An 11,405-nucleotide genomic window follows, 5' to 3' on the forward strand; every position below is an offset into this window, starting at 1 on the left:
CTCACGCTCCCGTGGCGACGAGGACGACGGCGACCGCGAGGACGACGGTGCCGGCGAGCAGCGCGCTCACATAGGTCTGCACGTTGCCGGTCTGGGCGCGCCGCACGGCGGCACCCAGGAGGCGGGGTAGGACACCCGCACCGCGTACGTAGGTCTCGACGACCTCGCGGTCCAGGAACCGGACGAGACTCGCTCCGGCCTGGACCGGGCGGACGAACAGGGCCGCGTACACGGCGTCCAGGTGGAAGCCGGCGGCCGCCGGCCGGTGCAGCGGGCCGAGCAGCAGCAGCCCGGGGTCCGCCGGGTCGGGCGCGGAGGCGATGTCACCGTACGCGGGTGCGTGGGTGGCGATGGCCTCCGCCTCGACGAGTGCGGCGTCACCCTCCGGGTGCGCCGCGACCGCACCCAGCGGGACGCGGGCCGCGAGTGCCGTGCTGTGCCGCCAGGCGGCGTAGGTGACGATGCCGCCGACCAGGGCCAGACCCGTGCCGAGGACGGAGGTGGTGAGGGTCGGGGCGAGGTCACGGCCGTCGAACCAGTCGGGCAGCGAGCGGTAGGCGAACCCGCCGAAGGCGAGCGACGGGACGGCGAGCACCCACAGCACCAGGGTCATGGTGAGCGGCTCGCGGCCGTGGTCGGGAGCCTCGGCACCCCGGCCGCGGAAGGCGAGCAGCCACAGGCGCATCGCGTACGCGGCGGTGAGCGCGGCCGTGACCAGACCGGCGAGGAGGGTGATCCAGCCGGCGGCGCCGGGGATGTGCGCGGTGTGGGCGGTGGCGGCGTGCTCGGCGGCGCCGAGGACGGACTCCTTGGAGAAGAAGCCGCTGAAGGGCGGGATCGCGGCGAGTGCCAGCAGCGCCACGGTCATCGTCCAGAAGGCGTCGGGGACGCGGTCGCGCAGGTTGCTCATACGGGACATGGCGGCCAGCGAGTTGGTGCCGGCGGCATGGATGATCACCCCGGCCGCGAGGAACAGCAGCGCCTTGAAGGCACCGTGGGACAGGAGGTGGAAGACGGCGGCGGAGCGGTCGCCGACGGCGAGGGCGCCGGTCATGTAGCCGAGCTGGCCGATCGTCGAGTAGGCGAGGACGCGCTTGATGTCGTCCTGGGCTAGCGCGGCGAGACCCGAGCCGAGCATCGTGACCGCGGCCATCACGGCCAGGACGACCATCGCGGCCGAGGAGGACTCGAAGACCGGGAGGAGACGGGCGACGAAGTAGACACCGGCCGCGACCATGGTCGCGGCGTGGATCAGCGCGGAGACGGGCGTCGGGCCCGCCATCGCGTCGGGGAGCCAGGTGTGCAGCGGGAACTGCGCCGACTTGCCCGCCACGCCGGCCAGGAGCAGCAGCGCGATGACCGTCGGGTGGTCGAGTCCGCCGTGTGCGACGGTGCCGAGGATCGTGGTGATGCGGAAGGAACCGGCCTGGGTGGCGAGGGCGAACAGGCCGATGAGGAAGGGGACGTCACCGAGCTTGGTCACCAGGAAGGCCTTGATGGAGGCGGCGCGGGCCTCCGGGGTCTCCCAGTAGTGGCCGACCAGGAAGTACGAGCAGATGCCCATGATCTCCCAGCCGACCAGCAGCACGATCAGGTCGCCGGAGTAGACGACGAGCAGCATCGCGGAGGTGAAGAGGGAGACGAGAGCGGCGTACGAGGGGTAGCGCGGGTCGTCGCGCAGGTAGCCCGTCGAGTAGATCTGCACGCAGGAGGCGACGACGCCGACCAGCACGGCGACGAGGGCGGCGAAGCCGTCGATGTGCAGGGCGAGTTCGATCGGGACCGAGCCGGTGGGCGTGAGTTCGGTGTGGGCGTCGATCGCCTGGCCGCCGCCCTGGCGCACGGCGACCAGCACGGCCGCCACGAAGGCGGCGAGGGTCGGCAGCACGGCGAGCGGGCGCACGAAGCCGGGGGCCGTGCGCCCCAGGAGCAGGCCGGCCGCGGCGCCCAGGAACGGCAGCAGCGGGACGAGGACGGCGAGGGTGGTCGTGGTCACGCGGTGGCCTCAGCCTTCCCGGTCTGATCCGCCGCCGGAGCGTCGCCGTCGGGGCCGCCGCTCTCGTGCCCCTCGGCGCTGTCGCGGAGCTTGTCGATGTCGGAGGTGCCGCGGTTGCGGTAGACGGCGAGGACGATCGCCAGGCCGATGCCGATCTCGGCGGCGGCGATGGCGATGGTGAACAGGGTCAGGGCCTGGCCGGAGTGCAGCGTGTCCCGGGCGGCCTTGCTGAGCCAGACGTCGAAGGCGACGAGGTTGAGGTTGACGGCGTTGAGCATCAGCTCGACGGACATCAGGACCAGGATCGCGTTGCGGCGGGCGAGGACGCCGTAGAGGCCGGTGCAGAACAGGAGGGCGGAGAGTACGGCGGGATAGGCGAGGTGCATCAGCGGGCACCTTCCTTCTCGCTCCGGCCGCCCGGCACGGCCGGGGTGTTCGCGGCACCGGACGCCTCGTCCGCCTTGGCCTTGCGGGACAGGACGATCGCGCCGACCAGGGCGGCGAGGAGGAGGACAGAGAGGGCCTCGAAGGGCAGGACCCAGTTCTGGAAGAGGCTCGCGCCGGTGACGGCGGTGGAGCCGGCGGCCGGGCCGTCCAGGTCCATCCAGGTGGTACGGAATGCGTCGACGACGACCCAGACCAGGGCGGCGGCCGCGGCGACCGCGACGGTGAGGGCGGCCCAGCGGTTGCCGGAGTCGGCGTCCGGGGAGCGGCCGATGGGGGCCCTGGTGAGCATCAGGCCGAACAGGAGGAGGACGACGACGGAGCCGACGTAGATGAGGACCTGTACCCAGGCGATGAACTCGGCGGTGAGCAGGAGGTATTCGACGGCGAGGCCGCCGAGGGTGACCACCAGCCACAGGGCGGCGTGGACCAGCTGCCGGGTGGTGACGGTGACCAGGGCCGCGCCGAAGGTGACCAGGCCGACGAGGAGGAAGGCGATCTCGACGCCGCTCGGGGAGAGGAAGCCGCGGGCGTCGGCGGCCGTGGTCGTGGCGTGGGCCGCGATGGCGGCTGCGGCGGGGCTCACGACTCTCCTTCCTGCGGTTCCGCCTGGGCGGCCGCCAGCTTCTCGGCGGTCTTGCGGGCGGCGGCGATCTCCTTCGGTTCCTCCGCGCCGGGGTCCAGCGCCGGCGGGGCGGGGACGGTCCACATCCACTCGCGGAGCTTGTCGCGTTCGTGGGTGAGCTCGTGGATGTCGGTCTCGGCGTACTCGAACTCCGGGGACCAGAACAGGGCGTCGAAAGGACAGACCTCGATGCAGATGCCGCAGTACATGCACAGGGCGAAGTCGATGGCGAAGCGGTCGAGGACGTTGCGGCTGCGTTCACGGCCGCCGGGGGTCGCCGCCGGGACCGTCTCCTTGTGGGAGTCGATGTAGATGCACCAGTCGGGGCACTCACGGGCGCACAGCATGCAGACCGTGCAGTTCTCCTCGAACAGGCCGATGACACCGCGGGTGCGGGGCGGCAGGTCGGGCTGGACGTCCGGGTACTGCTCGGTGACGGACTTGCGCGTCATCGTGCGCAGGGTGACGGCGAGGCCCTTGGCCAGGCCGGAGCCGGGGATACGGGACCGCGTGGCAGGCAGTGGCTCAGCCATCAGGAGATCACCACCTTGACGATGCCGGTGAGGGCGATCTGGGCGAGGGAGAGGGGGACGAGGAGGATCCAGGAGAGCTTCTGGAGCTGGTCCTCGCGCAGGCGGGGGTAGGTGACGCGGAGCCAGATCACGAGGAAGGCGAGGACGGCGGTCTTCAGCAGGGTCCAGACCCAGCCGAGGCCGTCGGCGCCCCAGGGGCCGTGCCAGCCGCCGAGGAAGAGGACCGTGGTCAGGCCGCACAGGACGATGATCCCGGCGTACTCGGCGAGCAGGAACAGGGCGAAGCGCAGGCCGGTGTACTCGGTGTACGCGCCGAAGATGATCTCCGAGTCGGCGACGGGCATGTCGAAGGGCGGGCGCTGGAGTTCGGCGAGTCCGGCGACGAAGAAGACGACCGCGCCGACGATCTGCCAGGGCAGCCACCACCACTCGAAGGCGTCGAGGATGCCCGGGAGGGAGACGGTTCCCGCCGCCATGGCCACGGAGGCGGCGGCGAGGAGCATCGGGAGTTCGTAGGCGAGGAGCTGGGCGGCGGTGCGCAGGCCGCCGAGGAGGGAGAACTTGTTGGCGGAGGCCCAACCGGCCATGAGCGAGCCGAGGACGCCGACGCCCATCACCGCGAGGACGAAGAAGATGCCGGCGTCGAGGACCTGGCCGACCGCGCCCTCGCCCGGGCCGATGGGGATGGCGAGGAGGACGACGAGGTACGGCAGCAGGGCGACGGCGGGGGCGAGCTGGAAGACGCGGCGGTCCGCGCCCGCCGGGACGATGTCTTCCTTCTGGGCGAACTTCACGCCGTCGGCGACGAGTTGGGCCCAGCCGTGGAAGCCGCCGGCGTACATCGGGCCGAGGCGGCCCTGCATGTGGGCCATCACCTTGTGCTCGGTCTGCCCGACGATCAGGGGGAAGGTGAGGAAGACGACGAAGACGATCAGGAGTCGCAGGGTGACGTCCAGGGCGTCGGTCACTGCGGGCCTCCTGCGGGATCCTCGGGGTTCGTGGGCGGGTCCTCGGGGTTGGCGGTTCGGTCCTGGGGAGCGGAGCGGGTCTCCTTCGCGGGCGCCTCGTCGTCCTGCGAGGAGGGCGGCTCCTGCGAGGAGACCGGCTCCGCGGACGACGGCGGCCCCGCGGAGGAGGACGGCTCCGCAGCGGGCTCAGCGTCACCGGCGGCCGGTTCGTCGAACGCGGGGCGGGCGTGGTGCCAGGGGGCGTCCGAACCGCGTTGCGGGGGACGGGTGTGGGGGGCGGCCTGCGGTGACGGATCCCCGGCGGTCCGCGACGGCGACTCCTTGCCGGACGCGACCTCGGCCTCCCGGGGCTCAACGGATCCCTTGGCCTCCCCGGACGCCCCGGCCTCCCCGGACGCCCCGGCCTCCGCGGACGCCCTGGATACCCCGGACGGCCTGGACTCCCCGGCCTCCCCGGACGGCCCGGACTTCTCGGTCTCGGCCGAACCGCTCGGCCTGGCCTGACCGACCTCTCCGGTCCGCTCGGCCTCCCCGGTCCGCTCGGCCTGCTCGGCCTCCCCCGTCTCCCCGGACTGCCTCTGGCTTGCCGACCCTTCGCCGGCCGTGCGGGCACGCCGGGGGCCGCCCGCCGCGCCACCGCCGGTGGACGCCCCGGCCGCTCGCTGACCAGCCGATCCCTCCCCCGCCGTACGCGCGCGCCGGGCCGCACCCGCACCCGCACCAGCACCAGCACCAGCACCAGCCGCGGAAGTGTCCGGACTCGCGGGAGTGTCCGGACTCGCCGGAGTCCCCGCCGGACCGGTGGAGCTCTGCGTCGTCTGGCTTGCGGAGCCCTCCGCCGCCGTGCGCGCGCGCCGGACCGGGCGTTCGCCCGCCGCGCGGCCCGGCGTGCGGCCTGCGCCTCGGGCCGGGCGGGCCGGGGCGGCGGGGAGCTGGCCCTTCAGGGGCCCCCATTCGTTGGGGTCGGGGACGCCCGGGGGAAGCATCTGGCGCCGCTTGGGGCCGCCGTGGTCGGACTCGCCGGGTTCCTTGGCCCCCGGCCAGGCCTTGGCGACGCGGGCGGCGAGGACGAAGTCCTTGCGCAGGGGGTGGCCTTCGAAGGTCTCCGGCAGCAGCAGGTGGTCCAGGGCCGGGTGGCCCTCGAAGACGACGCCGAACATCTCGTGGGTCTCGCGTTCGTGCCAGGCGGCGCCCGCGTAGACGCCGACGGCGGAGGGCAGCGACGGCGCCTCGTGCGCGACCGTGGTGCGCACCAGCAGCCGGCGCACCGGCCCCAGGGAGACCACGTGGGCCGAGACGCGGAAACCCGTGCCGGGTTCGTCGACCGCGCTCAGCCAGTCGAAGTAGGTGCAGTTCAGCCGGTCGCGCGCCACCTCCAGCGCGGCGAGCCAGGACGCCGGCGGGACGTCGACCGTCAGGACCTCGTACGCCTCCTCGGCCGTCGCCTCCGTACCGAAGAGTTCGTCGGCGGGTGCGGGCAGCCAGCCGACCGTGCTCATCGGCCCTCCCCGGACGGGGACTCGGCGGCCGGCGGCCTGACCAGGTCGCTCTGCAGGGCCGCGGCGGACGGGCGGGCGGTGCCGTACCGCTCGTCCAGCGACTCCCGGGCGATCTTCTCCTGGAGCTTGAGGATTCCCTGGAGCAGGGCCTCGGGGCGCGGCGGGCAGCCGGGGACGTAGACGTCGACCGGGATGATCTGGTCGACGCCCTTGGTGACGGAGTAGGAGTCCCAGTAGGGGCCGCCGCAGTTGCTGCACGCGCCGAAGGAGATGACGTACTTCGGTTCGGGCATCTGCTCGTACAGCCGCTTCACCGCGGGCGCCATCTTGTCGGTCACCGTGCCGGAGACGACCATCAGGTCGGCCTGGCGCGGACCCGGCGCGAAGGGGATGACGCCGAGCCGGATGAAGTCGTGGCGGGCCATCGACGCGGCGATGAACTCGATCGCGCAGCAGGCGAGGCCGAAGTTGAAGACCCAGAGGGAGTAGCGGCGGCCCCAGTTCAGGACCACCTTCATCGGCTCCGGCGCGAGACGGGCCAGCGCGCCCAGCCGCTTCGGCTCCGGCAGCGGAACAGGCTCCGGGGACAGGACCGGCTCCGCGGACGGTACCGGCTGCGCCGGCTGCCCGCCGGTGTCTGGCGTCGTCACATCCATGCCAGAACGCCCTTCTTGTATGCGTACAGCAGGCCCACGGTCAGGAAGCCGAGGAAGATGAACATCTCGACCAGCGTCGTCGCACCGTAGCCGGGGGCGGCGAAGACCGTCGCCCAGGGGAAGAGGAAGATCGAGTCGACCGCGAAGATGACGTACAGGAAGGCGTAGACGTAGTAGCGGACCTGGGTGTGGGCCCAGCCCTCGCCGACGGGGTCGACTCCGCACTCGTACGTCAGCAGCTTCTCGGGCGTGGGCACCACGGGCCGCAGCAGGCGGCCGGCCCCGAAGGCGACCGCGACGAAGAGCACGCCGACGAGGGCGAGCAGTCCTACGACGGAGTACGACTGGAAGTAGTCCGCCGCGACGACGGTCGATTCCCGCACGTCCGTCTCCTCGCTTCCTGGCTCGGCACGCCCCTGTGACCTGCGGCCCTGATGAACACTGCTGTCCGACGATCTGTACGCACGGGAGTCTAGGCCCTGATAAAGGGACGGTAAGCAGCCCGTCACGCCTTGAGATGCGCTTGAGACGCCGGGCCGGTCGCCGGGGCCGGTGCCTGGCCCGATTCCGGGCGGGCTGCCGGGCGGGATTCCTGGAGGGATACCGGGCGGGATGCCGGGGTGGGATTCCCGGAGAGATGCCGGGCGGGATGCCGGGCGGAATGCCAGGGTGGGGTTTTCCCCAGGGGACGACGCCTGCCGACCTCATGGCGCGGGCGCGCGGCGCGCGGCACGCTAGCCCATATGACCGAACGACTCTCGCGCCCGATGGGGGCTCCGGAAGGTGACGGCGACCGTCTGCCGCCTCCCCGTTTCGCCTACGACCGGCAGACCTGGAAGGAGATCGCACACCTCCTCGCGAACCTCCCGGTGGCACTGATCGGGTTCGTCTACGTCGTGACGGTGCTGTTCACCGGCTTCTGGCTGACCGTGACCGTGATCGGCTTCCCGCTGCTCGCGGCCGGGCTGGCGGGCTCGCGGGTGCTGGGCCGGATGGAGCGGGCACGGGCCAGAAGGCTGCTCGGGCTGCACGTCGACGAGCCGAGCCCGCTGCCCGGACGCGGCACCGGCTTCCTCCCCCGGCTGTGGATGCAGCTGAAGGACCCGGTGGGCTGGCGGACGGTGCTGTACGACTTCATCCGGCTGCCGTGGGGCGTCCTCACCTTCGCCATCACGCTGACCTCGCTGTTCGTGCTCTGGCCGGTGCTGCCGTTCGTGGCGCGCGGGCTGACCAACGCCGACCGGGCGATGGTGCGCGGGCTGCTGTCGCCCTCCGACGAGCTGGAGCGGCGGATCGCCGAGCTGGAGTCGGACCGGGGCGTCGTGGTCGACACCGCCAACGCCGATCTGCGGCGCATCGAGCGCGATCTGCACGACGGGGCGCAGGCCCGTCTGGTCAATCTGGCGATGGGGCTCGGCCTGGCGAAGGAGAAGCTGCTGGAGGACCCCGACTCGGCGGCGGAGATGGTCGCGGAGGCGCACGGCGAGGTGAAGCTCGCCCTCCAGGAACTGCGGGATCTCGCGCGGGGCATCCACCCGGCCGTCCTGACCGACCGCGGCCTCGACGCCGCCCTGTCCTCGGTCGCCTCGCGCTGCACCGTCCCCGTGAAGGTGACGGTCGACCTCGCCGAACGGCCCGCCGCGGCCATCGAGGGCATCGCCTACTTCACCGTCTCCGAGCTGCTGCAGAACGTCAGCAAGCACAGCGGGGCGAGGACCGCGTCGGTCGAGGTGTGGCGGGCGACGGACCGGCTGCTGATCCAGGTGGAGGACGACGGCCGCGGCGGCGCGCGCCTCGACGCGGGTACGGGGATGCAGGGGCTCGCCGACCGGCTGGGCGCCGTCGACGGGCTGTTCGTCATCGACTCGCCGCAGGGCGGGCCGACCGTCGTCACGGCGGAGCTGCCCTGGCGCGACCGCGCGCCCGGCGAAGGGCGCCCCGGCGAGCGGTGAGGTGGGGAAAACCCCCCTCCCAAGAGGCCGACGGACTCCATGGATCGCGGACGTGCGGCGGAGGACCGTGGAGGTACGGCGGGACAGCCGCAGGGATGGGCAGGACGACGAGTAGAACGGACGACGCCGATGGCCACGCAGTACGGACAGGGCTACGGGCACGGGTACGACGACGGGTACGGCCGCGGCGAGCGGCGCCGGCTGCCCGCCGGTCTGCGGGCGCCGTTCGAGGCGCGCAGCTGGCGCGAGTTCGCGTATGTGCTGCTCAGCCTGCCGATCGGCATCGCGCTCTTCGTCTACGCGGTCACGATGGTCTCGCTCGGCGCCGGTCTGCTGGTGACGTTCCTCGGCGTCCCGGTGCTGGCGGCGGGGCTGGCCGGCTGCCGCGGCGTCGCGGCGCTGGAGCGGACCCGGGCGCGCGCACTGCTGGGCCTGGAGATGGCCGACCCCGAGCCGCTGCGGATGAAGAAGTCCGGCGTGATGGCCTGGATGGGCGCCGTGCTGAAGAGCGGAACGTCCTGGCGGACGCTGCTCTACGCGCTGCTCCAGTTCCCGTGGTCGGTGTTCTCGTTCGTCGTCGCGGTGAACTTCTGGGCGTACGGCTGGGCCCTGCTGACGTATCCGCTGTGGTTCTGGCTCTTCCCCGTGTACGGCGGCCAGGGCGGGCTCCAGCTCTACGGGGACTCGGCCCACAGCATCTACCTCGACAACCCCTTCGAGATCACCGTCACCGCGCTGGTGGGACTGGTCTTCACGCTGGCCACGCCGTGGATCGTGCGGGCGCTGACGACGGTGGACCGGCTGATGGTGCACGGGCTGCTCGGGCCGTCGCAGCTGTCGGCGCGGGTGGTGGAGCTGGAGTCGGACCGCGGTGTCGTGGTGGACACGGCGGCCGCGGACCTGCGGCGGATCGAGCGGGACCTGCACGACGGCGCGCAGGCCCGGCTGGTGGCGCTGGCCATGGATCTGGGGCTGGCGAAGGAGAAGCTGACGGAGGATCCCCAGGCGGCGGCGCGGATGGTCGACGAGGCGCACGGTGAGGTGAAGACGGCGCTCCAGGAGCTGCGGGACCTGGCGCGGGGCATCCACCCGGCCGTCCTGACCGACCGCGGCCTCGACGCCGCCCTGTCCTCGGTCGCCTCGCGCTGCACCGTGCCGGTGCAGGTGGAGGTGGACCTCGCCGAGCGGCCGGCGCCGGCCATCGAGGGCATCGCCTACTTCACGGTCTCGGAGCTGCTGCAGAACATCAGCAAGCACGCCCGCGCCACCTGGGCGGCCGTGGACGTGTGGCGGGTGGAGAACCGGCTGATGGTGCAGGTCATGGACAACGGGGTGGGCGGCGCGGACGCCGGCGGCGGTTCGGGGCTGGGCGGGCTCGCGGAGCGCCTGGACGCCGTCGACGGGATCCTGGTGGTGGATTCGCCGGCCGGCGGCCCGACCCGGGTCACCGCGGAGCTGCCCTGGCGCGGGGAGCGGTCGCTCGCGTGAGCACGCGGCTGAAAAGAGCCTGATCCTTCCCTGTACGGCGCGGTCCGATCCGAATGCTGGAATGCTGGACCACTGGCATTCGGAATCGGGCTGGGGGGCCGGACATCGTGGAGGACAGGGTGCGGGTGGTCATCGCCGAGGATTCGGTTCTGCTCAGGGAGGGGCTGACCCGGCTGCTGACCGACCGTGGGCACGACGTCGTCGCCGGTGTGGGTGACGGGGACGCGCTGATCAAGACCATCACCGAGTTGGACGGGCAGGGCGAGCTGCCGGACGTCGTGGTCGCGGACGTGCGGATGCCGCCGACGCACACGGACGAGGGCGTGCGGGCCGCGGTGCAGCTGCGCAAGGCGCATCCCGGCCTCGGCGTGCTGGTGCTGTCGCAGTACGTGGAGGAGCGTTACGCCACCGAACTGCTGGCCGGTTCGAGTCATGGCGTCGGGTACCTGCTGAAGGACCGTGTGGCCGAGGTCCGGGAGTTCGTGGACGCGGTGGTGCGGGTGGCCCAGGGGGGCACCGCTCTGGACCCGGAGGTGGTCGCGCAGCTGCTCGGACGCAGCCGTAAGCAGGACGTGCTGGCGGGGCTGACGCCCCGGGAGCGGGAGGTCCTGGGGCTGATGGCCGAGGGGCGTACCAATTCGGCCATCGCGCGCCGGCTCGTGGTCAGCGACGGCGCCGTCGAGAAGCACGTGAGCAACATCTTCCTGAAGCTCGGGCTCTCCCAGAGTGACGGGGATCACCGGCGTGTTCTCGCGGTCCTCACCTATCTGAACTCGTGACGGGCTGACACTTGGTCAGAAGACGGCCGTCCGCCCGTCGCTCGGCCGTCCGTCCTGATTCCGTCCAGCCCAAGAACCGAACACATGCGGGGAGCGTCTTCAAGGACAGCGCCGGGGGGCGAGAAAACATGACAATTCGGGGTGACACGACGTCTCATATTCGTGTCCGTCATGCGAATGGCCACGGGAAGGCGACCCTAAGCGACGTAGGGTTGATCCTGGGAGGGCCTACGGGAAGGCCGGTCCCGGACAGTCGCCTCGAGGGAGGTCCAGTTCAGTGACCAGCCAGGTCAGCAGGACAGCGGAGCAGGCAGACGGAACCGCCGCCGGCGAGCGGCACGAGCCGGGCGGGACGAAGGACGTACGCAGGCTGGACCGGGTGATCATCCGTTTCGCGGGGGATTCCGGGGACGGGATGCAGCTGACCGGGGACCGGTTCACGTCGGAGACGGCGTCGTTCGGGAA

At 72.2% G+C, this 11,405-nt stretch carries 12 protein-coding genes; 4 read left to right on the forward strand and 8 right to left on the reverse strand.

Annotated features, from left to right (window positions below):
- Position 1 precedes the first annotated feature (1 nt).
- From ACIRPX_RS34770 to ACIRPX_RS34805, 8 genes are read right to left on the reverse strand one after another with little or no spacing between them, the layout of a single operon-like run.
- Positions 2–1,996, reverse strand: coding sequence for an NADH-quinone oxidoreductase subunit L (locus ACIRPX_RS34770; protein WP_404202748.1), 1,995 nt, complete (start codon positions 1,994–1,996; stop codon positions 2–4).
- Complete coding sequence (gene nuoK / locus ACIRPX_RS34775) at positions 1,993–2,382, reverse strand: NADH-quinone oxidoreductase subunit NuoK (RefSeq protein ID WP_404202750.1); 390 nt, start codon at positions 2,380–2,382, stop codon at positions 1,993–1,995. Before nuoK ends, ACIRPX_RS34770 begins: the two co-directional genes overlap by 4 nt.
- On the reverse strand, positions 2,382–3,026 hold the full coding sequence (locus tag ACIRPX_RS34780) for an NADH-quinone oxidoreductase subunit J (RefSeq protein WP_404202752.1): 645 nt from the start codon (positions 3,024–3,026) through the stop codon (positions 2,382–2,384). The genes nuoK and ACIRPX_RS34780 overlap by 1 nt, the downstream gene beginning before the upstream one ends.
- Complete coding sequence (locus ACIRPX_RS34785) at positions 3,023–3,598, reverse strand: NuoI/complex I 23 kDa subunit family protein (protein WP_404202754.1); 576 nt, start codon at positions 3,596–3,598, stop codon at positions 3,023–3,025. The genes ACIRPX_RS34780 and ACIRPX_RS34785 overlap by 4 nt, the downstream gene beginning before the upstream one ends.
- Positions 3,598–4,566 carry an NADH-quinone oxidoreductase subunit H gene (locus tag ACIRPX_RS34790; RefSeq protein ID WP_404202756.1) on the reverse strand — a complete coding sequence of 323 codons (969 nt, stop codon included), beginning with the start codon at positions 4,564–4,566 and terminating at the stop codon, positions 3,598–3,600. The genes ACIRPX_RS34785 and ACIRPX_RS34790 overlap by 1 nt, the downstream gene beginning before the upstream one ends.
- Positions 4,563–6,065, reverse strand: coding sequence for an NADH-quinone oxidoreductase subunit C (locus ACIRPX_RS34795; protein ID WP_404202758.1), 1,503 nt, complete (start codon positions 6,063–6,065; stop codon positions 4,563–4,565). Before ACIRPX_RS34795 ends, ACIRPX_RS34790 begins: the two co-directional genes overlap by 4 nt.
- Positions 6,062–6,721 (reverse strand): NADH-quinone oxidoreductase subunit B, encoded by a 660-nt coding sequence (locus ACIRPX_RS34800; RefSeq protein ID WP_404202760.1) that lies wholly within the window; start codon positions 6,719–6,721, stop codon positions 6,062–6,064. Before ACIRPX_RS34800 ends, ACIRPX_RS34795 begins: the two co-directional genes overlap by 4 nt.
- The gene (locus ACIRPX_RS34805) at positions 6,712–7,104 is read right to left on the reverse strand and encodes an NADH-quinone oxidoreductase subunit A (protein ID WP_404202762.1); all 393 of its coding nucleotides are present in this window, start codon (positions 7,102–7,104) and stop codon (positions 6,712–6,714) included. The genes ACIRPX_RS34800 and ACIRPX_RS34805 overlap by 10 nt, the downstream gene beginning before the upstream one ends.
- 360 nt (positions 7,105–7,464) lie before the next feature.
- On the opposite strand from ACIRPX_RS34805, the gene ACIRPX_RS34810 reads away from it, so the two are divergent.
- From ACIRPX_RS34810 to ACIRPX_RS34825, 4 genes are all read left to right on the forward strand, one after another.
- Positions 7,465–8,673, forward strand: coding sequence for a sensor histidine kinase (locus ACIRPX_RS34810; RefSeq protein WP_404202764.1), 1,209 nt, complete (start codon positions 7,465–7,467; stop codon positions 8,671–8,673).
- 129 nt (positions 8,674–8,802) lie between these two features.
- The gene (locus ACIRPX_RS34815; RefSeq protein WP_404202766.1) at positions 8,803–10,161 is read left to right on the forward strand and encodes a sensor histidine kinase; all 1,359 of its coding nucleotides are present in this window, start codon (positions 8,803–8,805) and stop codon (positions 10,159–10,161) included.
- Positions 10,162–10,280: 119 nt separating this feature from the next.
- Positions 10,281–10,940 carry a LuxR C-terminal-related transcriptional regulator gene (locus ACIRPX_RS34820; RefSeq protein ID WP_404202774.1) on the forward strand — a complete coding sequence of 220 codons (660 nt, stop codon included), beginning with the start codon at positions 10,281–10,283 and terminating at the stop codon, positions 10,938–10,940.
- A gap of 277 nt (positions 10,941–11,217) precedes the next feature.
- The coding region (locus ACIRPX_RS34825; protein ID WP_404202768.1) for a hypothetical protein at positions 11,218–11,405 on the forward strand (188 nt) is incomplete at its 3' end.

This window comes from Streptomyces sp. NPDC101225, assembly GCF_044767585.1.
Taxonomy (GTDB): domain Bacteria; phylum Actinomycetota; class Actinomycetes; order Streptomycetales; family Streptomycetaceae; genus Streptomyces.